We start from the raw sequence: 24,630 nt of genomic DNA on the forward strand, positions 1-24,630 counted from the left end.
TCGGACTGTCGCATTGGAAAATGAAAGTTTGATAACATCATAGATAACAAGGGTTCTGGTGTTTCAATGAATGACACACAATATAAGATATGGGTAATTGAAACACATAAACTTGTCCTCTTGCGTATACAAGTTATATATAATAAAAGAGAGGTGAAGCGAATGGCGTGTGAAGAACTGTTACAAGCATTGGTTCAATTTCAAATGCAACAGAGAGGAAACCCTAACACATTAAGATTAAACCCAGATTATTATAGAATGATACTTGAGCAACTGGCATATCCAGAATGGCTAATTCAAAAGAAAATCATGAATTTGGAACAAACATTTTTAGGAGCTTCAGTAGAATTAACAAATGAAATTAAAACGTTTGAAATAAGTGGATAAATAGTGGCAGAGTCGTGACCACTTTTTGGCAGGAAAAGTGTCGGTTGTTTTGGAAGAAACGTGTTATATTTGTATGGTGGGAAGTGGCGGAAAACACACCTCATACAAATTTTTATTATTTGGTCTAGACGATCCATAGTGATGGTACGTAAAATCCGAAACCAGCTTTCGATGGTACAAGATTGAATGTAGCCGTTGAAAAGAAAGAGCATCCTTTGAGATGCTTTTTTGCTTTTATGTAGCAAAGAGTATGTTTCATACCCTTTGCAAGTGTTCTTTAGTTAAGAACCGTACCAATTACGGTGGCTTTCAATTAAAGCATCGTGTGAAGCATCCCAATAATTCACAGAGTAAGCGTAGTCATAGTTCATCATACATTTAATACCGCTACCAGAAGCATCATGTGATAATCCGTAATTGTGAGACCATTCATGCTGAATCGCATATGGAGTAGAGGTTGTCCCTTGATCAAGCACAACGCTAACACCGCTTTGAGGCGCTGAAGAATAGACATAAGCAATGCCACCAGCTGTAAATTTACTATCCTTAGTAAATCCAATGACAAAGTCATATTGTGTATTATTTTTCCATTCAGCATTTAAATCAGCTAAAATGGCACTACTATTTGCACCGTCAGATTTCCAGTTCGCGTAGCCTTTTACAATAAAGTTAATGTTATGCTCTGCCCAAAAGCTATTATCTGCTTTTTCTACCATTTGTGCAGTAATTGTTTTCCAGTCAGGATGAGCTGCACGGTATTCTTCATCAGCTGCAATTAAAATTGTAACCGTACGAGTTGGAGCTAAAGCATGAAGCAGAGAATTAGAAATCTCGATGTCTGAGGATGAGAAGGGATTTAGAGGAGTTGTGATTTTAGCGGGATTAACCTTTGGCAAAGGCTCACCTATAACTGGTAGTTTGCTAGATATGGAGTGTTGATGTGTATCCACTTCTTGTGCATGTGTAGGAATAGAAGTGAAAGGTAGTAATAAGAGTGTGCTACATGCTAAAGCTGTAAACATTCGTTTAAAATTCAAATTCTTGTCCTCCTAATGAAATGATATTATTCTAAAGCATTATATGAAAATTTAATAATGTTAGTGATAGGACAAATACCTTATATTAAAAGAATTCTTAAAATGTGGAGGAGGCGGAGGAACATTTTATTTTTCAAAAGAAAGAACAGAATAAGGAAGTGAAGCAAGAGCCTGTAAAAAGAAATAAAGATTGTACAACAAATAATATGTGGTTTCATCATACAATGACATCAAATGTAACGTATGGAAGCTATGACAGTGATAGCCATTCATCTTCTTATACTTCGCATTCTTCGTATGATTTAGGAAGTATTAGCCGAAGGGCTACTTTAATTTTGGAGGCTAGCCTTTTTGCCTTTCATTCAAAAAGGCGGGAGTAATTTTGAAAAAATAATTATTAATTTTATTAAATATTTGTTTAATTTTGTTAATGAAACACATGTTTCATCTTTATTATATTAGGAATTTTTTTGTATTACCAGACTTGTTTAATTGTTTAATAAGATATAAGTTTATTAAGGTATAAAAATTTGTATCTTATTAGGAGGATTTTATGAACATTTTATCTAGAAAATTTTTAAGTGGGTTAATTGTAGGTGCTATGAGTATATCTATAATGACACCTTCAATTAATGCTGAAAGTAAAAATGCACAAAAAGAAGCGAACTCGACAGCTTTAATGATTGAAAAAAACACAGGGGTTGATGATATTTTAAATGATTTTAAAATAGATTCTAAAGAGAAAAAAGTTATTAAGAATGAATTAAGTACAGTGGAAATTCCGACTACATTAAACTCAAACCCTATTACTATTAAGGATAGAGCGGAATCTTTACATATTTCTCTTCCAGACTTAAATTCGAGTGAAGTTATTCAAACAAATAATGGGACTCTTGTTTATCAAGATGAAAAGCAACCAGCTGATTTAGCTGTACAAACGACTAAAGATGGTGTTCGATCATTAATTAAAATTAAAAATCAAACTGCACCAAAAGAATACGAGTTTGTTATTGATATCCCAAATGGTGGTAAACTAGTTACAGCTGCGGAATATTTAGGCGAAGAATATGATACAGGTGAAGTATTTATAGTTGATGGAGAAAATATCATTCAAAGTGTTTTTATGCCTGCTTGGGCGAAAGATGCAAATGGAAAATCAGTTTCTACACAGTATAAAGTCGATGGAAATAAATTGATTCAAGTGGTTGATTTTGATGAGAACACTGCATTCCCAGTGATTGCTGATCCTGATTGGATTAAAATAGGTAAATGTTCTGGTGCTTTAGCCGCTTTTGTAGGTGGGAATTTAATTGCTGTTTCTAAATTGCTTAAAATTAAAAAATATATTAATGCATTAGGTGGTTTTGGAGAAGCTGCAAAACTTCTTGTGCAAGCATCTACTTGGGAAGAAAGAATGCGTGTAGGTGGACAAGCTCTTGTAGGATTAGCTGGAGAATTAACTGGTGCTACAGGTGTTTGGGCTGCATGTAAGTAGGGCTTTATAATGGAATTGATACTTATTGGAATTAATGTTTTATTTGGGATATGTATTTTGATATCTGGATTAGTATACTTTAAAAATACAATTACAACTTATAAAGATGATATTGAAATTAAAAATAGTAGTAAAGATTTTAATTTTAATATTGTAGTAGATATTATTTTTATTTGTATTTTTATAGTTATGCCAACATGGATTACTAATTCAAAAGTTGATTTTTTAGTAGATGTAATAATACCTAGTTTTATTATTGTAGGTGGAATAGAAGGGATAAAATATCTCTTTCGAAATAAGTATGCTAATCTACTAAGCATGAGTTATTTTAAATATTTAATCCTTATAATTTTAGGTATTTTAAATGGATTAATTATTTAGAGGGTGTTGCAAAACTCATAAATATTCAAAAATAAATGCATAAAAAAATCCGTTTTCCTGGAAGAATGATAGTAACCCAAACTATCTCCAGAAAGGACGGATTTACTAGTATGATAACCAATTTTGATCAGAATCACTCCATTTTACAAATTTTATTTGCCTACGTAGATAGTTTAACCATTGGAGGCGTTCCGCCTATTACAGGCCGCCCACCTATCTGTAGAAAAGCTTTACTCAAATGTTTTTTTGTGAAAACGGTATTCCAAATCAATTCATTACGCAAGTTAACTCGCTTTTTGCATCAATATCCTTCATTTCGTGTATCTTGTGGCCTTTCCTTTGTTCCACATATATCCACTTTTTCACGTGTAGGTACTTGGTTTCGCAACGAAGGTATTCCGTTGATTCATAAACAAACTCTTGAAGAAATGAATTTAGGATTGATTCCGTGTGTTTTAATTGATAGCACTGCCTTACGGAGTAGTTTATATGATTCCCAAGCAAAATGGGGGAAATCTACTCGTTATGGTTGGTATAAGGGATATAAGGCTCATGTCTGTTCTACACCAGAAGGTGTTGTATTGTCGTATGCATTTACAACAGCGAACGTACATGATAGCAAAATGGCCCCTGTATTGCTTCAAGATATACAAAGTCAAAATGTGTTATTTTCCATTGCAGATGCTGCTTATGATAGTCAGCGCATTTATGAAATTGCAAAAACATGTGATATTTTTGCGGTGAATCCAATTAACCCACGTAATGTCGAACAAAGCAAAAATACACATCGCCGTGTATTATCTCATTTTGCACAAACCATCTTTGGCAAACAGTTGATGAAAGAGCGTGGGAAAATTGAACAACAGTTTGGTAATCTCAAAGATAAAGGGCTGGAACAGCCACGGTGGTATGGTCAAAATCGCTATTTATTACATGTTCAGCTAGTTTTTCTGATTCATAACATTGCATATTTATTTTAGTTTTGCAACACCCTCTATTTAATTAAGAAAGACAAACTTGATATATATCAAGTTTGTCTTTTTATTTTTAAAAGTGAATTGATAAAGAGTAGGAATACTATAACATAATGAATTGCATACGATAATTTTAAATATGTCCTTTGATAACGATAAAATGAAAGGATGAATCTGAATGGTAGTAGAGACAAGAAAGACAATAGTGGGTACAGAATACTGGGATACAGCTGAAAAGCGAAGCTTATTTGTGCCAACTGGTGAAGAACCAGGATTTGAAGTAACAGTTAATCATGAGAGTATAATCGCTGATAAAGGATTTACAACAGGAGGCTATTTGACTAAAGATAAGTTGGTAATTGGTGAAGCAGGTACAGAGCTTATCTTACATAACAAGGCAATAAAGGAGTTATGTGAGTATGCTGATGAGCTAGGTATTGAGATTCCAGATGATGTTAAAAAGAAAAAAGACATCATTGACTTACTATCATGAAATACTGTGATTTCAATGGCTGCCATAACAAGATAAGCAAAGGACGTTACTGTGAAGAACATAAGCGCAACAAGCCGAGGAAGAAGAAGGATAAGAAGAACATCTACCATCATGAGAACAAGCCATTCTATCGTACGGATGCATGGAAGTTTGTCAGGTCTCAAGTTTACGAAAGAGAGAATGGTTGCTGTCAACGATGTGGAAGGTTCGTCTTTGGTAGGCGTGCTCATGTTCATCACGTAATACCAATCAAGGAAGATCCAACTCTTAAATTAGAAGAGAATAACCTAAGATTACTTTGTCCAGTTTGTCATACAATCGAAGAAAATGAAGATAAACCGAAAAAAGTGTTTCCAAGTTATTTTGGAAGCCCCCCTATCAAAAATTAAAATTTCCTCTTTGGGGAGGATAGGTAGCGTAGGGGGCACGTCAATGGTTGCACGATGTTGAAAAAGGAAGGGGGGTGTGAAAATGGCTCGTATGTCAAAGAAGAAAAAGTTGGAAATGTTAGACGTGGCAAGGGATGGAGAACGAAAAAGGATTGCAAAATTGTTGACGGATGAGGGGATATTCACACCTTCCTTAGAACCTTTACTTGATAATTATCTAGACGCTTTTATCATTTATAAATCGATGTTTGAAGAATGGAAAGCCGATGGCTTTGCTCCTACAAAAACGCATCAAAACAAGGCTGGAGCCGTAAATGAAATGAAACATCCACTCGCCCAGCAAGTCGAAACGTGGAATGATAAGAAGAATAAAATGCTAGAAGCGCTCGGCATGACGAATAAGGGGAAAAGTGTACAAAAAGCACCAAAAAACGATCAAAACAAGGGGCAGAATGAACCACAAGATGAATTAGCGGCGCATCGAGCCAAATGGCGGAAATCTACATGATGATTACACCAGGTGTGAACTATGCGGATCAGTATGCAAGTCACGTCATGCGGCATAAAAAGAAATACCCGAAATCGATTATTCTTGCGGTAGAGCGATATAAGAAGTGGAAAAAACGGAAAGATATTTGGTTTGAAGTAGATCGAGCAAATGAAATGTTAGATTTTGTCCAGTCGTTCATCCGTCATGTTAAGGGGCCACTCGCAGGTCAATTGATGGAATTAGAACTTTGGGAAATGTTTGTTTTTGCGAATATGTATGGTTGGTATCGTAAAAATGAAAAAGGGAAAATTGTCCGTGTTGTTCGAGAGGCATATGTGCAAGTTCCAAAGAAGAACGGGAAAACAATTATTGCAGCTGGGGCATTGCTCTATGCGATGTACGGAGAACTGGAACTGGGAGCGGATTGTTATTGTGCAGCATCTGATTATGAACAAGCACAAAATGCAGCGGAACCTATTGCGCAAGCAATAGAAAACTCGGAACCGTTGGCACGACATACACAGGTGTATAAAGGAATCAATGGTACAGTGAGTGGTGCCATGTACCGATATCATAAAAATGGTATTGCTTATCAGAATAAATTTAAGGTATTAACGAAAAACACGAAGGGTCTTGAGGGAAAGAACCCTTATTTTGTATTGAACGATGAATTACATGCACAAGAAAACATGGACATGTACGATAATTTAAAATCTGCCCAGGTATCTCGTGAACAGCCCATGATGCTGAATATTTCAACGGCAGGTAAAGGTTCATCGAGCGTCGGAATGCGTGTATATAAACTTGCAAAAGAAGCGTTGGAAAAAGATAATGATGATCCTTTATTTGTTGCAATTTGGGAGCCAAACAAAGGGTATGACTGGACGGATAGAACAGTATGGAAGATGGTGAATCCGAATATTGGTGTTTCTGTTACGATGGAGCAACTCGAGAATGAGTATAAAAAAGCGCAACAATCCGCACATTCAAAAGCAGAATTTCTTTCCAAGCATCTAAATGTCTTTGTAAATAGTGCAGACAATTATTTTGAACATGAACAAGTTCAACATGTACTTGTGGAAGATCTGGGTGATCTTACAGGAGAAATTTGTTATGTAGGATTGGACTTATCGAAAACCACAGACTTAACATGCGTGAGTTTAAACTTCCCTTCACATAATGAGGAAGGAAGGTCGATTATAAAAGTGAAACAGATGTATTTTCTTCCGAATGACAATATTGATTTTAAAGAAAAAGAGGATAATGTTCCCTATACTTATATGGTTGAACGTGGTTTTGCTATGTTTTGTGATGGGAAAATGATTGACCAAGATCAAGTTATGGAATATATCGTTGAAAGTATGAATTTGTACGATGTACAACAAATAAATTATGATCCAGCAATGTCCCAAAAATTAATAGAGAAGCTTGAAAACCTCGGTTTAGAATGTATTGCAGTCAATCAGTATCCAAACGTTATGAATGCTATGATCGATGATTCGGAAATTCTCATCTATGAAAAGCGTTTAATAACGGATAATCCACTGTTTATATATTGTGCACTGAATATGGTGGTGGTTACAAATATGAACGGAATGAAAGCCCCAAGTAAAAGGCAGTCCAAAAAGAAGATTGATGGATTTGTTGCTTTTTTAGTTGCCCATAAAGAAACGATGATGGTGATGGATGATGTGAGTGAAGAGGGAATGGATGAATTGATTGGTGAGATTTATAGATAGAAAGAAGGTGAGCAATTGGGGTTACGAGATCGGTTTTCCAATTATTTATATCGTAAGCTAGAAAAACGTGGCTATCTGGATGATGTGTTAGGTAAAAGCATTCGCTACGGCGGTGTGTATGTTACGGATTCAAACATCTTGCAGTCTAGTGATGTATACGAATTACTACAAGATATCAGTAATCAAATGGTATTGGCTGATATCGTTGTGGAAGATGAATTTGGTAATGAAACCAAAGATGATAGGGCACTTCGTATTTTAAAGAATCCGAATGATTATTTAACACAATCTGAATTTATTAAGTTAATGACCAATACCTATTTACTTGAGGGAGAAACGTTCCCTATATTGAATGGAAACCAAATACATCTAGCTTCCAATGTTTTTACAGAGTTAGATGATTATTTGGTGGAGCATTTCAATATTGGTGGTCATGAAGTACCTCCATTTATGATTCGGCATGTAAAAAATATTGGTGCAGATCATGTAAGAGGAAAAGGTATTCTTGACTTGGGAAGAGATACACTCGAGGGAGTTATGTCAGCCGAGAAAACGTTAACTGACAAATATAAAAAGGGTGGACTATTAGCATTCTTGCTAAATTTGGATGCTCATATCAATCCACAGAATGGTGCACAGTCAAAGTTAATCAACGCCATTTTAGATCAACTGGAATCCATCGATGAATCACGATCTGTAAAAATGATTCCTCTTGGAAAAGGGTACTCAATAGACACGCTTAAAAGCCCACTAGACGATGAAAAGACCCCAGCATATCTAAATGTATACAAAAAGGATTTGGGTAAGTTTTTAGGTATAAATGTGGATACATACACAGAGCTAATCAAAGAAGATATAGAGAAAGCAATGATGTATATTCACAATAAAGCGGTAAGACCCATCATGAAAAATTTTGAAGACCATTTGAGTCTTCTTTTTTATGGCCAAAATTCGGGAAAACGAATTAAGTTTAAGATTAATATTCTTGATTTTGTTACGTATAGCAACAAGACAAATATCGGTTATAACCTGGTACGTACCGCTATTACTTCACCTGATCATGTCGCTGATATGCTTGGATTCCCTAAACAAAATACAAAAGAATCACAAGCAATTTATATTTCAAATGATGTAACTGAAATCGGTAAGAAAGAAGCGGCCGATGGTCCATTGGGAGGGGGTGAAGAGAATGAAAATTGAGGTCCGGGGGAACCAAGTCATACTTGATGGATATGTAAATGTTGTGGACAGAGAAAGTCGAATGTTGCCTTCTCCAAGGGGATATTTCAAAGAGAGAATTGTCCCTAAGGCGTTTGAAAAAGCGTTAAAGAAAGCAAAGAATGTGGATTTACTTTTTAACCACGATAAAAATAGAAAGCTTGGTTCTATTGAAAACGGAAATCTGGAATTGTATGAAGACAATATTGGATTAAGAGCCATCGCTACAGTTACAGATGAACAAGTAATTGAGAAAGCAAGAGATAAAGAATTGCGTGGTTGGTCATTTGGCTTTGTTTCTGAAAAGGACTCATGGGAAGAGGGCGAAGCGGGTGTTCAAAAACGATCTATTGAAGAATTAGAACTCTTAGAAGTTTCTATTTTGGATATGACACCAGCCTATGTTGCCACTTCCATTGAAACCAGAGGCGAAAATACAGCCATGATTGAAATGAGAAGTGAAGAAACGGCTGTACAAACAGTTGTAGACGACGAAAGGGAAGAAAGAAATCATTTGATTCAACAAATAAAAACTGTTTTGGAGGGAATATAGGATGAAGATAAAAGAAATTGTAACTACTCAGCTTCTTCAAATAAAAAAACAGGCCAAATACATGTTTCCGATTCGAAAACATGAAAAGAAAATACTCCAATCAGAGAAAGAATCTATGCCAAATAGAGAAATTCTCTTATGAAGTCGTGTTATTCCAAGGAACCGTTCTAGTTTCTATGACTTGGTTTATCGCTTGTAAGACCGATTGTTTTTGTTTTTTCATGGTACTCATAAAGCTTCGTATCTGACAAAAAGATTCTGCGCCTTTCTTACTTCGGAAAGTCCCAGACACTTTCTGTTTTACTTTCGTCATCCGAATATCCCGTTCTGCTTGATTGTTATCAAATGGAATGGCTGGATGTTCTAAAAACCCTAGAATTCTGTCAGAATACTTGACGAAGCGATTCCATAAATTTTGAGAAGGCGTCTGCTTTCCTTTCTTCTTTTGTTTCGTGGAAAGAATCTGTTGTTCTTTCAATATGGATTGATACATAATAAACAGATTCTTTTGCGTCGCTTTTGGCATGGTACCTTCGGATTGCTTTTTCATCGTCAACGCTTGCGTTAGAAATTTCTGCATCTGTTGTGCCCATTGTTCTCCAGTACTATCTATAATTCCTTGTAAATCTCGTAAGAGATGGGCATTACATAAAACGTGACGACAATCTGTATACGCATCATACGATTTCCAACCATCATGCATCGCAATTCCAGAAAAAGATGGCAAGATTTCTCCAGCATCCATTGCTTCTTTTCCACGTTTTTGATGAATATGTTGCAATGTCACCTCCGGTGTACTGGCAGTATGTAACCATTGTGTTTTGTTTTCTACACGCATACCAGTTTCATCAAAATGGACAACAGGAGACTGCAGAATCTTTTCCTTTACTTCTTTTATGAATGGCTGCAATTGAGAAGCGAAAGCCTGTGTATGATTTACCAGGGTTCCTTCGCTTATAGAATGTCCAAAACAATCCTGAAAGAATTCTTTTGTTCGCTTCAAAGAAATGCATTGATAATGCGTTAAATAGGGAATCAGTCTTTTTATATTTGGACCATATTGAACAGGACGAGATACTGTCGAAGGAAATTGGGCTTCTTGGATAGAATGGCAATGTGGGCATTCTTTCTGTTCTACTTTATGTTCTGTCACTTCGATCTGAATAGGTGGTAAGTCATACACTTGGCGAATGCGATACCCTTTTACAGGCTCGTGGTTCAAGGAAGTATGACAACAAGTACAATATGTAGGAGAATGTGTAATCGTATGATCTGGAGTCGCTGTCAAACCAAGAGTATGTCCCTTGTGGCCCAACTGGCCACCCGTTTGACGATGAGACGGTTTGCGCAAACTTTTTGTAACGGGCTTACCCAAACCATCTGTAGAAGGTGGCTTATGACTATTTTTGGAGTTTTTTTTTGAAGCATTTTCTAGTTCTTGTATACGTTTTTCTAACTTAGAAAATGTTTCTTCAAATAAAGAAATAACAGCTTCAGGTCCTTTTTTATATGTATCTAAAATAATTTTTCGATCGACCATAAGATTCACCTCCCCTGTTTGATATACTCAGTATTTACAAATGGGAGGCATATGAAACTAGTAAAATTTAAAAAAGACACCGAAAGGTGGCTGAGTAGTTACGAACAATTTAATGGAAGCCGCTGAAGTCCTCCAAGGAATATCTGAAAAGTTAATTGAAATGGGAAAGTCGATTGTAAATACAGCAATAGAGTTTGATGGATCACAGAGGAAAATTCAAGCTTCATTAGGGTTGACTGGGAAAGGTGCCGAAAACCTTCAAAAGATTGCAGTCGATACATGGAAAAAAGGCTTTGGTGAAAATCTTGAAGAGGTAGACAATGCACTTATAAAAGTCTATCAAAACATGAGAGATGTTCCGTATGACGAGCTTCAAATGGCGTCGGAAGATGTTCTAACACTAGCTAAAGTTTATGATGTGGATTTAAACGAAGCAACACGTGGCGCAGGGCAATTAATGTCACAGTTTGGTCTATCGACACAAGAAACATTTGATTTACTTGCTGCCGGTGCTCAAGAAGGTTTAAATTATTCAGACGAGTTATTTGATAACCTCTCTGAATATGCGCCTTTATTTAAACAAGGTGGTTTTAGTGCGCAAGAAATGTTTACGATTTTAGCAAATGGAACAAAAAGTGGTTCGTATAATTTAGACTATATCAATGACCTGGTGAAGGAATTTGGTATCCGTGTACAAGATGGATCTAAAGGTGTATCAGAAGGATTCGGTGATTTATCTGAAGAGACACAAAAAGTATGGAAATCATTCAATGAAGGTAAGGGAACGGCAGCTGATGTATTCAATGCTGTATTAGGTGATCTTCAAAAGATGGATGACAAAGTAAAGGCAAACCAGATTGGTGTTGCTTTATTTGGCGTGAAATGGGAAGACATGGGCGCTGAAGCTGTACTTAGTCTAAATAATGTACATGGTGGTCTTGGTGATGTAACTGGACGTATGGATGAAATGAAGAAACTTCAGGAAGAATCTTTGGGACAGCAATTTCAAAAAGCATTAAGAGAAACGCAGGCTGCGTTAGAGCCGCTTGGGAAAAAACTTGCTGAATTAGCTAAAGATGTTTTACCTCCGATAGTAGAGGGGATAAAGTTTTTAGTTGATGGTTTTACTAAATTACCAGAACCGATTCAAAATTTCACTTTTATTTTTTTAGGGTTAACGACTGTAGTAGGTCTTTTAGCTCCTATTATTGCAGCTGTAGTTGTATCATGTATAGCGTTAGGTACGACGATTGGAACAGTTATGCTTGTTATTGCCGGAATAGCTGCTGTAATTACAGGGATTATAGCGGTGATTCAAAACTGGGGTGCCATAACTGACTGGCTTTCTGAAAAATGGTCACAATTTAAAGAGTGGTTTGGCGAATTGTGGGCAGGTATAGTTCAGGCATGTAGCGATGGATGGTCTGCCACATTTGAATATTTTTCGGAAGCGTGGTCTTCATTTATTGAGATGATGCATGAATTTTTTGATCCGATAGGTCAGTTTTTTAGCGATTTATGGAATGGAATTTCTGATACGGCATCGGAAATTTGGACAGGTATTACTGATTATTTTTCAGAATCGTGGTCTTCGTTCATTGAATTAGCAGATAGTATATTGTCTCCTTTAGGTGAATTTTTCAGTGGATTGTGGACGGGTATTGTTGAAACGGCAACTTCTATTTGGGATCAATTAAAGATAGCTTGGCAAGAAACATGGGATACAATACTCACAGTTTTAAATCCGATTATCTCAGCAGTTTCCACAGTTTTAGAAGCAGGTTGGCTACTCATTCAAGCAGGGGCACAAATTGCATGGGCGGCAATATCTCAATATATTATACAGCCGATTCAGGAGGCGTATGATTGGATAAGTGCGCAAATTGGTGAATTAGTCACATGGCTTAGTACGCAGTGGGAACTTATAAAGGCTGCTGCACAAGTTGCTTGGGGCTTATTTAAACAATATATTACTCAACCTGTTCAAGAAGCATGGGATTGGGTTAAAGAACAGATTGGTACGCTTGTTTCTTGGCTAAATTCACAATGGGAAACAGTTAAATCATATACTTCTGCAGCATGGAATTTAGTAAAACAATATGTCATTCAACCAGTTCAAGAATTGTGGAATGCAACGAAAGAAAAATTGAATGATTTAGCGAATTGGATACTAGGTAATTGGGCCAAAATCCAATCTTATACACTTACTGCATGGAATCTAGTTTATAAATATATTATTGATCCAGTGATTTCAGCTTATAATTCTGCAAAAGAGAAATTCAATGATATGTACAATACGGCACGGGGAAAATTTGATTCTGTAAAGAATGCAGCGCAAGAAAAATTTGATGCAGCAAAGAGATTTATCATTGATCCGATAAAAGATGCGGTAGATAAAGTAAAGGGATTCATTGATAAAATCAAAGGGTTTTTCAGTGATTTGAAATTAAAGATTCCGAAACCGGAAATGCCTAAAATGCCACACTTCAGTCTGCAGACTAGTACGAAAAATATTTTGGGTAAAGACATTACTTTCCCATCTGGGATCGATGTGCAATGGCGTGCAAAAGGAGGTATCTTTACTAGACCTACCATTTTCGGTATGAGTAATGGTCAGTTGCAAGGTGCAGGAGAAGCGGGGCGAGAAGCAGTTTTACCGTTGAATAAAAAGACATTAGGTGAGATTGGTGAAGGGATTGCAGCAACAATGTCTACTGAACCAACTATAATTAATATCTATAATCCTTCAGTGAGGGATAATCGTGATATCGACCACATGGTCGGAAAAATAGATGATGCACTTGCTCAAAAAGGGCGTCATTCAAAAATAGGAATCGGGAGGACGACTTAATTGTTGGATATAGGAATCGATAATGAATTAGCAAGTAGTTACGGATTAGGTTTAGTAGATCGTCCAGTGATTCCAACTGCAAAACAAAAGGTAGAACACATAGAAATACCAGGGCGACATGGTTCACTTACAAAGAAAGGGGCGTATGAAAATGTCCCTTTTAAGGTGAAATTTAATATGTTGGAAAGGGAAAATATTAAACCTTTCATAAGACGTGCTAAACCTTGGTTGTTACAAGGGAGAACACTCTTTTTCACAGATGACGAGGTGTATCGGAAGATTCAGCATGTTGAAATGGGAGACATCACAACTGAAATTGAGGAACATGGTGAATTTGAAGTGGATTTCACTTTAGATCCCTTTGAATATACAGAGGATGTAAATCTAAAGCTTACCAAACCTGGTGTAATTTATAATCCAGGTACAATGGAATCTGATCCTAAGTTTTGGATTGTGGGAAATGGTACTTTCCGTATAACAATCAATGATGTCTCTTTTCAAATAAAAGATGTGAATGGTTCTGTTGTCATAGACTCAGAAATACTTGAAGCATATACCGATACCATATCAATGAATCATAAAATGGTTGGACAGTTCCCTATATTCAATGTAGGAGAAAATACAATAGAGTGGTCAGGAGCAATTCAATTTATGGAAATCAGGCCTAGGTGGAGATATAAATGATTACTTTATATAAACAAAATGAGACTGATTTTACACACAATGGCATAGGGGCTTTAGATAAAAATATGTATAACGCAACTGTTGAGGAAGAACTCAATGGTTTATTTTTATTTTCATTTCGTTATCCATTGTTTGCACCACATGGTTTGGAAATAGAGGGAATGAGCATCATGAAAGTTCCAACTCCTGATGGCGAACAACTATTTCGAGTAGCAGCCCCTAAAGTCAGTATGGGTGAGATTACAGCGCAATGTTATCACATTTTTTATGACTTAACAGAAAATCTAATTGAAGACATTTTTGCTGAAACAACAAATGGTAATGGAGCTATGAATCGTATGTCAGCAGGATGCCAATACAAGCATCCTTTTCAGTTTTATTCAGATATACCAAAGATAGCCAGTGCACGTATTGTCCGGAAAAATCCTGTAGAAGCATTATTGGATTCTAGTCAAGACAATTCATTTGTTAATCGTTGGGGCGGCGAATTAAAACGAGATAATTTTGATGTAAAGATGCTACAAAATCGTGGTATGGATCGTGGGGTAGTGATTCGTCATAAGAAAGATTTATTAGGGTATGAAGGTAATGTGGATTGGAAAAGTCCCATAACGAGAATCATGCCACAAGGTTTTGCTGGGTTATTTCTTCCTGAAAAGTACGTGGATAGCCCACTTATAAATAAGTATCCTCATCCGAAAATTAAAGTGGTTGAATGTAAACATATTAAAGCAGCTATTGGTGAAAATGCTGATGACGAAGATGCTGTTCCATTAGAAGAAGCGTATAGATTATTACGTCAAGCAGCTAAAGATATGTTTACGATTCAAAAAATTGACCAACCTAAAGCAACTTATAACGTTACGTTTCAGGAGTTATCACAAACGGAAGAGTATAAGGATTATAAGCATTTACAGAGTGTTTATATGGCAGATACGGTTACGGTTGAGCATCAAGAAGATGGTATGGATATAAAGGCGAAGGTAATTGCTTATAAGTATGACCCAATAAAAAAAGAGTATCTAGATATAACCATTGGTAACTTCAAAGAATCTTTTACGGATGTTTCTGGTAGGGTTGACCTGGTACAAGAAGAGTTATCAAATATGCCAAGTTCGATTTTGGATGCAGCAAAAGCAAATGCTACAAGCCTTATTCATTCAGGATTCGGAGGACATGTCCGTATGTATCCAGATCGTATTTTAATTATGGATACGAAAGATGAAAGGAGTGCGAAAAAGGTTTGGCAATGGAACTTGAATGGATTAGGGTATTCTTCCACAGGTGTGAATGGACCATATGGAACTGCTATTACAAGTGACGGAAGAATTGTTGCTGATTTTATTACTGCAGGTACGTTAAGTGGGAATCTGGTGCAAGGCGGAGAAATAACAGGTTCAACATTACGAACTTCAGATAGTGTCAACTATGTAAATATTTCAAAGCAATTTATACGTTTGTATGAGTCATCTAGAACAAGGGTGTTTGTAGGGTATTACAAAAACAGTAGAAATGAAATACAACCAACTCTTATTTTAGGCGGAGATTCAGATTCCACAGGGGCAAATGGTGCTATTATGGTGTACCAATTCTCAGATACGAGCGTTAAGTCTGGTGGAATCGGAATGACAAAAGGACTCGAGGGCAATGGATACTTGAATGCAGCTTCTTTATACTTTTCACAAACAGGGAATGCGATGCTCGACGCTGATAAAATGATTGTCCTAGATGCCCAAAGTGAGATGAGATTTAAGGTTAAAGATCAATTCCGCTTTTATCGTAATGACAATTGGATTGCAAGTATCGGGGTTGCATCTGGAGGGGATACAGATATCATGCTCCCAAATGCGATCATACGCAATTCGAGTTGGGACAATGGGTATATCCAAGTGAAAACCGCTCTTGGGACATATTATCAAGGAGTAATTGCTTCAGACTTCAAAGTTTCTTCAAAAGAAACATATAAAACCAATATCCGTCCTATTACATCCAGCTTACTTGAAAAGGTAATGGAATGGGAAATGAAACAGTACAATTTGAAAACAGATATTCCAAAACTGTATGAGATGCGTATGAATCGTAAAGAAGGAGAGCCGACAATTACTACAGAGGCAATCCCTACACATTATGGTTTAGTTATTCCAAAAGAATCAGAGGAAAATGGTGTGGGGTTATATGGGATGATTTCGCAGACTGTTAAAGCATTTCAGGAGTATGTAACCCAAACAGATGCTAGATTGGAAGAATTAGAGCCATTAAAACCTAAAGGGAACGTAAAGCATAGGAATAGAATAAAACGTCAGAGAAGACCGTCTAGACACGTAAACAGAAGTAGCTAGAAAGAGGTGTAGTCATGCGAAATGAGGAAATTATGATAGATTTAGCAGATCCTGTGTTTACCAAAACCATTCGTTCTCGGCAGAATGACAAGAATGGATTAAAGCTTACGGTGTACGTAAGAGAAAAAGGGGAGAAGGTGGATTTAACAGGATATGTGGTTAAATATGAAGCGACAAATCATACAGGAGTATTCATTCGAGATGATGCTCAAATAGTTGATTCAAAAAATGGTGTGTTTTCCTATACGTTTACATCTCAAGCTGTTTCCACATCGGATGAGTGGACGGCTTATTTTGTGATGGAAAAAAGTACAGAGCGAATGAGTACACCAGACATCCGAATCCAATTACGAAGAGATTTAACAGAAGGAAATATCCAAATAGCAAACTATATTTCTGAGTTTGATGGAGCGATAGAACGGGTAAAAGGATATCGAAAAGAGCTAGATGAGGCGAACAAAAAAATAGGCGAGTTAAAGCCCTATATTCAAAGTCAGTTTGAGGCAACGAATCAGAAAATCAAAGAGATTACGCCGTATATAGACGAGCAATATCTGAAGACGAATAAAAAGATTGAAGAGCTAGCTGCCAGTATTGCGGCGAATGGTGTGGTGAAAAAAAGCGGTGATACGATGACAGGAGACTTGACCGTTCCGACATTGTATGCAGGAGCCAAAACGAAACAAGTGATTGTCGGGAGTGGGACAAATGATGTGTACATTGGGCATTCTGTTACGAAGAAATATTTGCAATTCAAAGATGATGGTACGCTTTCCTATAGCGGGAAGAGAATAGGTTTAGTAGAGGATATGGCGGAGGCGACCAAAACGTTCCTGCAAGGGTTTACGAACTTTAAAAATGGCTTTCGTTCCAATGGTAGTGGCAATTCCCTTTTTTATGGGGTAGATCCGTTTGGATTTAAGCATATACGAGGGCTTGTGGAAGGGGGGAGTACAGAGGCAGGGGTGGTGATTGGCTCATTGCCTGATTTTATGAAACCTACCTATTGGGCAACCATTACAGCAGTGTACGATACGACGGGTGGCGCAGCCTATTCTCCATGCGCAGTGAATATTACTTGGAACGGTGATATCATTTGTCAAACGAAAAGAAGTGCTTCCAGTTTTATTATTATCAATGGGATGTACCTGTAGGAAGAGCATGTGAAATCATAAAAATAAAAAACGGCTTTGTGAACAAGAGGGACAAGTGTCTCTCTTTTTTGGGAAAGGAGTTGAAAAACATGAGCATTGAAATTGGCGTACTGATTGGAGCATTATCACTCGCCATCAGCTATTTTGGCTACGCCCTGAATAAATCTAAATCCATCAAGGCAGATGGACAACAGAGTGCGGAAGTAAAAGCAGAACTGGGATATATCCGGAAAGGTGTGGATGATATCCGGATTGATCTGAAAGCAAGTGAAAAACAAATGGTAGCACTAGGAGAACGAGTCACGAGGGTAGAGGAAAGTACCAAACAAGCGCATAAACGCTTAGATACAATCGAAAAGGAGACGAATTAGACATGACAAAAGAAAACATTCAAAAACGATTACAAAATTGGAAAACATGGGTGGCACTTGCCTCCCTTCTGGGATTTATTTGTGCAAAGGCTGGGTTACTGGAGACAAAAAGTTTTATCGATGAAGTGTTACCGTATCTTTTCACACTTGGTGTCGCTTTAGGGATCTGGAGTGACCACGAAGGAACAGTACAAACAGACAAATAAAAAACAAAGAGAACGCATCGCCAATCGGTGGTGCGTTTTTCTATGGGAGGAGAAACAAAATGAAACGATTACTAGGGGTAACTGCAACATTATGTATGGTATTTTCACTTTCTACAAGTGTTTTTGCGGACAGAGTACTGCTGATACCTGATTTACCAAAACAACCCTATCGAAACGGTGTAGGTGCTTATGAAGGAGTGGTTGCCCACAGTACCGCAACACTAGAAGCACCGGCCATTAATATTCAAAAATATGAGACACGTACCTGGAGAAATGCATTCGTTCATTACGCAGTGGACTGGAATGAAACGATTCAGATTGCGGATACAAAATACATTGCGTACGGTGCAGGGCCAGGAGCCAATAAACGATTTGTCCATGTGGAATTGTGCGAGACGGCAGATTACGCCAAGTTTAAACGGAGCTATGAGAAATACGTAAAGCTGTTAGCGAAAATCTTAAAAGATAACAATCTGTCAGTTGAAAAAGGATTGTGGACACATAACGACGTGAGAAAGTATCTTGGCGGTACAGATCATGAAGACCCGATTGATTATTTACGTAGCTATGGTGTGTCAGAAACTCAATTTAGAAGTGATGTGCAACGGGCATATAACAATTCTAGTGTTGAAGTTTCTGTTCCGTCTAAACCAGAGGAAGTACCAATAGCAGTAACAGATGGGATTGCTTATATTGAAGGCTACAATGTGAATTTACGTAAAGGACCAGGTACAAGTTATTCTAAGATTCGTCAGCTGAATAAGCCTGAAGCGTATCAAGTGTGGGGAGAGCAAGATGGATGGCTCAACCTTGGTGGTGACCAATGGGTGAAATATAATCCAGCGTACATCAGGTTTGAAAAGCAAGAATCAGTAAATCCAGTTGTAGGGAAACGTGTGGTTTCAAAAGTTGATAACCTCAGGTTCTATCATTCACCTTCATGGCAGGATAGCGCTGTAGCGGGTACATTGGACGCAGGGGAAGGATTTACAATCGATGAAAAGGTAAGTGTGGATGGCTTCACGCAATTTAAAGTGCACAATTCGAAAGGGCGCACATACTATGTGACATCAAACAAAGCCTATGTGTATGTGAAATAGGGAAGAAAGAAAAAGGAGGTTTTCGCCTCCTTTTTTTTAAAATGAAACATTTCTTCAGGTATATCCTCTTTTATAATCCACTCTAACATATCAGGTAATAGCATGATGGTTACACCAAAAATAACTCCGAAACCTAATCCTAATAGTAGTGAAGTTTTCAAGTAATAGCCGATGAATAACCAAATGCCAGCTAACAGTAGTAATAAAAGTGCAATGGATAGTTTGAAAATCAATTCGTTCTCCCCCAATACAGGATATCTTATATTTAATTATAATGATTGAAGAAGATGAAGTGAATTAAAAAATGAGTAACAAGGAATCGGAAGAGATTACGAAATTTGGGGTGGGAAACAAATGTGGTACATATAAAAATGTCGAATAGTAGCTAGGTATAGGGGAGAATGTCATACAAATAGAAAGAGTTGGTGCATTATAGGTAGGGTTAACATAGAAATATGTTGTAAAATAAAAAGGTTCTTCTATCTGAAGAACCCAGTTTGTAGAACAGTATAAGATATATTATCCCCGTAGTTGTGTTCTATATTATTTTTATGTTAGGCCAAGGAAGAATATGATAATGAAAAACAGAATACATTTGACCAAGGTGTACTCTGATTCAGTGGTTTCTCTTGAACCACTTTATATATATGCAGAAAATTATGTTGTATAATTCAAAAAATAGAAAAGGCAATCCAGGGTGGTGAGTCTGGATTGCCTTTTCGTATAGAAAGAATCGTGTATAACATAACAGGAGCAGTTTAATATATGTAAAGATTTTTAAAAATATGTTTAAAATATAAGAGGGCGCCTTCCCCAGTTGAAGGCGCCTCTCACGTGGTGATTCTCTCGATGACATTTACAGTATATCCAACATTATTGAAAAGTAGAACTTTTTATTGACGCATAATTCTATATGATCTATATTTTATATAGGTTCTCTAATCTATTGCACAATGAAGAATCCGTCTCCTATTGGAGGCGGATTCTTTGTGTATTGTCAGAAATAAATAGCACCTTCGGAGTGAGGTGAAGGTGCTATTTGGGGTGAAGAAAATCGTTGATGTTTTCCTCGTGTAGTATAAGTATATGTAACAATGCATGAAAATATGCAAAAAGCATGCTAGGGTGGTGAACCAGAATGCTTTTTGGTATGTCATAGTGACGTTGTCCAAGGAGTTAGTACATGATATGCAGATGAGCGCAGGAATATGATAAAATGTTTTCGTTTCAATAAAAAAGAGCAATCTCAGGTTGGGAGAGAATGCTCAATCGCTTATTAAAACACTTTACGGAAGTCAGCACTATAGGTATATGAGTAATGAATCTGAAATAGAACAAAAAAACACCTTCTTCAGTTGAAGGTGTTATAAATGGAGGTAACGCTTTGAATCATAAATAGTATATCCACTAACGTGTTAAATTAGAACTCGTTATTGGCGGGTATATTTAAATATAGTATATTTTAACTATTCCATTTTATAATTGAATGGTTAACCTGCAAAGAGCCGTTTCCTTTTGGGAGGCGGATTTTTTGTGTTTACATATCCCAAAAATGTGTGATTTTCTTATTAGTCTCATGTATTCTTACGACTTTCATTATTTTTTGCATGGTGTTTGGCGATGGAATGTAATCTTTGTCATTGCACAATTGTCCGAGTGTATTTCGGTTTACCTTACTTATTTTTGAAAATTCTTGTATCGAGTAATCGTATTTAGCTAAAAATTTAGCAAGTTTTGTTTTGTGTCTGCCAATGCCTCTTCCCCACATATTTCATTCCCCCGGTGTTCTTTTTATATCATCTTGTCCAAAATGCAAAAAGCTATACGCAGTTGCAAAAATAAATGTGCATATTGTCCAAGCCCTCCCCAATATGATGTACCAAGGTAAGAGAAGTTCCAGTTACCAAAGTAGCTATCAAGGTAGGAACAGGTGAATGTACCAAGGTAGGTATCATGGTACGTTTTGGATTTCTACCATGGTTCCTATCAAGGTAACGCTACCATGGTAATGGGTGCGTAAAGCGTTAGTTCACTTGCATTTTATATTCTGTTTATAAAGGGGCGAAAGAAATGAACAGCAAGATGGCATCATACGAAGAAACTTGTGAATATTGTAAATGTTTGTTATCCGATTGGTTGTTTTGGAGATGGAATGTAAAGAAGTATTGTTCAGAATCTTGTGCGGAATACGATAAAAAATAAATGAGGGAGCTGAGCGTATGTGGGAGACAAAACAAATTATTCCCTTTCGGGATTTCATGAGTGGGTCGTACAAAAAGAAAGAGAGACAAATACAAAAATATCATGCAGGGAGTCCGTTGGCTTTTCTTCATATGTCCGATTCCATGATACATACGTATTTTGCGTTAGGAATAATGGGAACAGTTTTAATCGGGGCAGTATTGCTAGAAAGGTATTTGATTCAAAATGATTATATTTCCGCAGCGAAATTTGTATCTGAAGGACTACATCATGGAATACGAATGGGTGGAATTGGCTTTGTTGCGTATGTTTTCATTCGCATTGTAATCATGTTCTAAGGAGAGATGATATGGAAATCATAAAAGAATGGCTTCATAGGAAGGCTTTAAAGCATCAACTCATTGATGTATTTAATAAGGCAGGATTATATAGGGAACATCAAACACGTGGAGGGAAAGTACCGATTTACCCTAAAATTCATGCTGTTTCTTCTTCAAAAGAAAGCGTGAAATATGTATTTACTATCCCAAACGGATTAGATCCAAAGACAATTGAAAAGAAATGGTTTTGTTTTCAGCAAATATTAGGGCAGAATGTAGTAATTGAGGGAGATATTAAAAGGTTTGTACTCCATATATTTCATTCGGATGGTGGTTTAAAACCATATAACTACAGTTACAAGCAATGGCAGCCGTTAGTAAAAGAATACCGTCTTCCTATCGTAGTAGGACGTGACCAGTTCGGAAAAATGATTATTTACGATATGGTGGATGCAAACACACCGCATCTTCTCATTGCAGGAGAAACAGGTAGCGGAAAAAGTAGTATGGTGCGAGTTATCTTGTCTACACTGATTCAAGGTATATCGCCTGATGCATTACATTTGTATCTTGGTGATTTGAAGAATTCCGAGTTTCATTTTTTACGACGAATCAAACATGTAAAAGAAGTATGCATGGAAGAACACGAAATGAAGAGCATGCTTCAAAAAGTATGGAATGAAATCAGAGAACGTAGAAAGCTCGTGGAAGAATATGAAGTGGATCACATTGATGAGTATAACAAATTAAATACTGATAAACAGAAACCCTATATTCTCCTAGCAATTGATGAAGTAGCGATGCTACAAGATGAAAAAGAATGTATGACGATTATAGAAAAAATATCGGCAGTTGGTCGGGCATTAGGCGTCTATCTGATGCTATCGATGCAACGTCCAGATGCAAAAGTGTTAGATGGTAAATTGAAACTAAACATGACAGTAAGAATGGGCTTTAAATGTGCTGATGCGATTAATAGTAATATCATGGGTACACCAGGCGCAGAACACATTGAACAGTCAGGACAAATGATTCTAAAATTAAATGGACTCAAGAAAGTGCAAGCACCATATTTAGCATTAAACAAAGCGAAACAAATGATAGAACCGTATCGTGTACCAAAGGATAAATACATGATTTCAAATCAGCAACAAGAAAAAATTCCTGTGTTTGGAGTGTTGAACCATGAAGAGTAGAGATCAAGCCATTCTGAAAGATTTACGCCGTTTTCGATGCATGTCTCGTGATGATATTATTGATTTGCATTTTCAAGGACTCAAGAAAGCTGTTACGTGTTGTAATACAGTCATGAAACGATTAAGACGAGATGGGAGTGTGGATGTAAATGTGTCACAGCAACCATATATCTATTTTCCACAACCGAGTACGATTCGGAAAATGAGTCAAAAGATTCCGCATTTCCTCGGCATCGTGAACGTATATAAGCAACTTCTTCAGTACGAAAAGCCGAAAGTATTCAAAGTTGAGCCAAAATACGGTAAAGCATACATGGAACCTGATATTTTTACCATATGGCGACAAGCTCCTTTTTTCATAGAGGTACAGAATTCGGTCTACAGCAAGAAAGTTATGCAAGAAAAAGTAGATCGTTACGAATCCTACTTTCATAGTTTGGAATGGCAGCAAGAACCATGGCAACCCAAGAAATCCAAATACTTCCCTTCTCTCCTGGTAATTACAGATAGCCAGTATGACATCTACTCTCCCAATTTTCGCATATTTCAAACAAAATCGATGCATGATTTCATGAATCAAATGGCGATTCGGAATTAAAATGATTCGCCAATCATCTTTAGAAATAACGTATTCTGAGCCAAAATATCTTTCTTACGATTTGCAAGATTATGTATATCCCTAAAGCTATCGATATAGTCATAGACCATATGTTTAAACGTGCGTGTAAAATAGCCAATCGGATTTCTCATCAATGTACCGTTATGTTCGTATTCATGCGTTTTAGAGAACAGGACAGAAGAAGCATTCGCAAGAATGTTGTGGAAGATATCTGTATCCGCTAGTAAACTACATTTCTTTGCAGCTTTTTTTGCAATGTTCCTAGCATTTTTGAAAGACTCGTTAATCATTTTAGAATCAAAAGCATGTCCTAATTTCCCACGCATAGATTGTGGTACACGGTAATCGATGAAATCTGAATCCTGTTGAATAGGTTGTGAAACGTCCTCTTTACGTTTATTTATCTTTTTACTCTTTTGTTTTAAGGTTTTAGTAGTTGTTTTTGGGGTGTGACAAATTTCAGCATTTTTAGCTGGTTCAGGTGTGACAATTTGGTCTTCTGCAATGATTGATTGAATGATAATCACGTTACATGTCTGTCTCTTGTCGCTTTTACGTTTCATTTCGAGTTGTTTAATAATACCAAGGGATTCTAAGTATTGGCATACACGAATAACTGTTCTACGGCTAATATGAAGTGCGTCCGCAATGTTATTTTTGGTTTTAAAAGAAACACCAAGGTATTTAGCGGAATAGTGGTGTAAATGATCGAGTACCGCCATTTGGTTTTTATTTAATTTATATTGTTTCTTATACGCTCGCACAGTGTCATTTAATTCCTTGAGAGTTTGAAAGGATGCTAAGTTTTCATATGTTTCTACACTTGCAATAATAGTAATCACTGGTTTCTTTTTCATAACGGTTTGTCTCCTTTTTTAGAAACAAAAAAGCA

General features: G+C 36.8%; 25 protein-coding genes and 1 pseudogene. 21 read left to right on the top strand and 5 right to left on the bottom strand.

The genetic code is table 11. From position 1 onward, the window contains the following. Nucleotides 1-162 precede the first annotated feature (162 nt). Nucleotides 163-387 (top strand): hypothetical protein, encoded by a 225-nt coding sequence (locus tag AC3WVZ_RS28650; RefSeq protein ID WP_069354806.1) that lies wholly within the window; start codon nucleotides 163-165, stop codon nucleotides 385-387. Nucleotides 388-668: 281 nt separating this feature from the next. Here AC3WVZ_RS28650 and AC3WVZ_RS28655 read toward each other — a convergent pair whose 3' ends face one another. After that, nucleotides 669-1,424, bottom strand: a complete 756-nt coding sequence (locus AC3WVZ_RS28655; protein ID WP_069354807.1) for a zinc-dependent metalloprotease — start codon at nucleotides 1,422-1,424, stop codon at nucleotides 669-671. Nucleotides 1,425-1,977: 553 nt separating this feature from the next. On the opposite strand from AC3WVZ_RS28655, the gene AC3WVZ_RS28660 reads away from it, so the two are divergent. From AC3WVZ_RS28660 to AC3WVZ_RS28705, 10 genes are all read left to right on the top strand, one after another. Beyond that, nucleotides 1,978-2,919: a hypothetical protein gene (locus tag AC3WVZ_RS28660; protein WP_069354808.1), complete on the top strand. Its 942-nt coding sequence runs from the start codon at nucleotides 1,978-1,980 to the stop codon at nucleotides 2,917-2,919. Between the two features lie 9 nt (nucleotides 2,920-2,928). Beyond that, nucleotides 2,929-3,300 carry a hypothetical protein gene (locus AC3WVZ_RS28665; protein WP_069354809.1) on the top strand — a complete coding sequence of 124 codons (372 nt, stop codon included), beginning with the start codon at nucleotides 2,929-2,931 and terminating at the stop codon, nucleotides 3,298-3,300. A 110-nt stretch (nucleotides 3,301-3,410) separates the two neighbouring features. Next, nucleotides 3,411-4,280, top strand: coding sequence for a transposase (locus AC3WVZ_RS28670; protein WP_078185954.1), 870 nt, complete (start codon nucleotides 3,411-3,413; stop codon nucleotides 4,278-4,280). Nucleotides 4,281-4,452: 172 nt separating this feature from the next. Beyond that, nucleotides 4,453-4,767: a hypothetical protein gene (locus AC3WVZ_RS28675; protein ID WP_069354810.1), complete on the top strand. Its 315-nt coding sequence runs from the start codon at nucleotides 4,453-4,455 to the stop codon at nucleotides 4,765-4,767. Beyond that, nucleotides 4,764-5,156: an HNH endonuclease gene (locus tag AC3WVZ_RS28680; protein WP_069354811.1), complete on the top strand. Its 393-nt coding sequence runs from the start codon at nucleotides 4,764-4,766 to the stop codon at nucleotides 5,154-5,156. The genes AC3WVZ_RS28675 and AC3WVZ_RS28680 overlap by 4 nt, the downstream gene beginning before the upstream one ends. 82 nt (nucleotides 5,157-5,238) lie before the next feature. Next, nucleotides 5,239-5,664: a P27 family phage terminase small subunit gene (locus tag AC3WVZ_RS28685; RefSeq protein WP_069354812.1), complete on the top strand. Its 426-nt coding sequence runs from the start codon at nucleotides 5,239-5,241 to the stop codon at nucleotides 5,662-5,664. Beyond that, entirely contained in the window at nucleotides 5,661-7,385 is a 1,725-nt protein-coding gene (locus AC3WVZ_RS28690; RefSeq protein ID WP_069354813.1) for a terminase large subunit, read from the top strand. The genes AC3WVZ_RS28685 and AC3WVZ_RS28690 overlap by 4 nt, the downstream gene beginning before the upstream one ends. A 15-nt stretch (nucleotides 7,386-7,400) precedes the next feature. Further along, nucleotides 7,401-8,585, top strand: coding sequence for a phage portal protein (locus tag AC3WVZ_RS28695; RefSeq protein ID WP_233935760.1), 1,185 nt, complete (start codon nucleotides 7,401-7,403; stop codon nucleotides 8,583-8,585). Beyond that, nucleotides 8,575-9,156: an HK97 family phage prohead protease gene (locus tag AC3WVZ_RS28700; RefSeq protein ID WP_069354815.1), complete on the top strand. Its 582-nt coding sequence runs from the start codon at nucleotides 8,575-8,577 to the stop codon at nucleotides 9,154-9,156. The genes AC3WVZ_RS28695 and AC3WVZ_RS28700 overlap by 11 nt, the downstream gene beginning before the upstream one ends. 1 nt (nucleotide 9,157) lies before the next feature. After that, nucleotides 9,158-9,298, top strand: a complete 141-nt coding sequence (locus AC3WVZ_RS28705) for a hypothetical protein (RefSeq protein WP_233935761.1) — start codon at nucleotides 9,158-9,160, stop codon at nucleotides 9,296-9,298. Here AC3WVZ_RS28705 and tnpC read toward each other — a convergent pair. After that, nucleotides 9,293-10,696 (bottom strand): IS66 family transposase, encoded by a 1,404-nt coding sequence (gene tnpC, locus AC3WVZ_RS28710; RefSeq protein WP_233935200.1) that lies wholly within the window; start codon nucleotides 10,694-10,696, stop codon nucleotides 9,293-9,295. The genes AC3WVZ_RS28705 and tnpC overlap by 6 nt on opposite strands. A gap of 103 nt (nucleotides 10,697-10,799) precedes the next feature. On the opposite strand from tnpC, the pseudogene AC3WVZ_RS28715 reads away from it, so the two are divergent. From AC3WVZ_RS28715 to AC3WVZ_RS28745, 7 genes and pseudogenes are all read left to right on the top strand, one after another. After that, nucleotides 10,800-13,547, top strand: a pseudogene (locus AC3WVZ_RS28715) (phage tail tape measure protein); the annotation flags it as partial. After that, nucleotides 13,548-14,231 carry a phage tail domain-containing protein gene (locus AC3WVZ_RS28720; protein WP_069354824.1) on the top strand — a complete coding sequence of 228 codons (684 nt, stop codon included), beginning with the start codon at nucleotides 13,548-13,550 and terminating at the stop codon, nucleotides 14,229-14,231. Then, nucleotides 14,228-16,570 (top strand): phage tail spike protein, encoded by a 2,343-nt coding sequence (locus AC3WVZ_RS28725; RefSeq protein WP_233935762.1) that lies wholly within the window; start codon nucleotides 14,228-14,230, stop codon nucleotides 16,568-16,570. Before AC3WVZ_RS28720 ends, AC3WVZ_RS28725 begins: the two co-directional genes overlap by 4 nt. Before the next feature lie 14 nt (nucleotides 16,571-16,584). Then, nucleotides 16,585-17,724: a BppU family phage baseplate upper protein gene (locus AC3WVZ_RS28730; protein ID WP_233935763.1), complete on the top strand. Its 1,140-nt coding sequence runs from the start codon at nucleotides 16,585-16,587 to the stop codon at nucleotides 17,722-17,724. Between the two features lie 89 nt (nucleotides 17,725-17,813). After that, complete coding sequence (locus AC3WVZ_RS28735; protein ID WP_069354826.1) at nucleotides 17,814-18,095, top strand: hypothetical protein; 282 nt, start codon at nucleotides 17,814-17,816, stop codon at nucleotides 18,093-18,095. Between the two features lie 2 nt (nucleotides 18,096-18,097). Then, nucleotides 18,098-18,301, top strand: coding sequence for a hypothetical protein (locus tag AC3WVZ_RS28740; RefSeq protein WP_069354827.1), 204 nt, complete (start codon nucleotides 18,098-18,100; stop codon nucleotides 18,299-18,301). A 59-nt stretch (nucleotides 18,302-18,360) separates the two neighbouring features. Beyond that, nucleotides 18,361-19,401 (top strand): N-acetylmuramoyl-L-alanine amidase, encoded by a 1,041-nt coding sequence (locus AC3WVZ_RS28745; RefSeq protein ID WP_233935764.1) that lies wholly within the window; start codon nucleotides 18,361-18,363, stop codon nucleotides 19,399-19,401. Here AC3WVZ_RS28745 and AC3WVZ_RS28750 read toward each other — a convergent pair. Then, nucleotides 19,383-19,634 (bottom strand): hypothetical protein, encoded by a 252-nt coding sequence (locus AC3WVZ_RS28750; RefSeq protein WP_233935765.1) that lies wholly within the window; start codon nucleotides 19,632-19,634, stop codon nucleotides 19,383-19,385. The genes AC3WVZ_RS28745 and AC3WVZ_RS28750 overlap by 19 nt on opposite strands. Before the next feature lie 1,304 nt (nucleotides 19,635-20,938). Further along, entirely contained in the window at nucleotides 20,939-21,169 is a 231-nt protein-coding gene (locus AC3WVZ_RS28755; RefSeq protein ID WP_069354830.1) for a helix-turn-helix domain-containing protein, read from the bottom strand. Between the two features lie 451 nt (nucleotides 21,170-21,620). On the opposite strand from AC3WVZ_RS28755, the gene AC3WVZ_RS28760 reads away from it, so the two are divergent. The 3 genes from AC3WVZ_RS28760 to AC3WVZ_RS28770 are packed head-to-tail and all read left to right on the top strand — an operon-like array spanning nucleotide 21,621 to nucleotide 23,717. After that, nucleotides 21,621-21,941, top strand: a complete 321-nt coding sequence (locus AC3WVZ_RS28760; RefSeq protein ID WP_069354831.1) for a hypothetical protein — start codon at nucleotides 21,621-21,623, stop codon at nucleotides 21,939-21,941. A gap of 11 nt (nucleotides 21,942-21,952) precedes the next feature. Continuing rightward, on the top strand, nucleotides 21,953-23,119 hold the full coding sequence (locus AC3WVZ_RS28765; RefSeq protein WP_069354832.1) for an FtsK/SpoIIIE domain-containing protein: 1,167 nt from the start codon (nucleotides 21,953-21,955) through the stop codon (nucleotides 23,117-23,119). Further along, nucleotides 23,109-23,717, top strand: a complete 609-nt coding sequence (locus AC3WVZ_RS28770; RefSeq protein WP_078187019.1) for a replication-relaxation family protein — start codon at nucleotides 23,109-23,111, stop codon at nucleotides 23,715-23,717. The genes AC3WVZ_RS28765 and AC3WVZ_RS28770 overlap by 11 nt, the downstream gene beginning before the upstream one ends. Here the strand turns inward: AC3WVZ_RS28770 and AC3WVZ_RS28775 are convergent. Next, nucleotides 23,714-24,595 (bottom strand): helix-turn-helix domain-containing protein, encoded by an 882-nt coding sequence (locus AC3WVZ_RS28775; protein WP_069354834.1) that lies wholly within the window; start codon nucleotides 24,593-24,595, stop codon nucleotides 23,714-23,716. The two genes, AC3WVZ_RS28770 and AC3WVZ_RS28775, sit on opposite strands and share 4 nt — an antisense overlap. Between the last annotated feature and the right edge of the window lie 35 nt (nucleotides 24,596-24,630).

The sequence above is a fragment of the Bacillus sp. CPT56D-587-MTF genome (assembly GCF_058792335.1).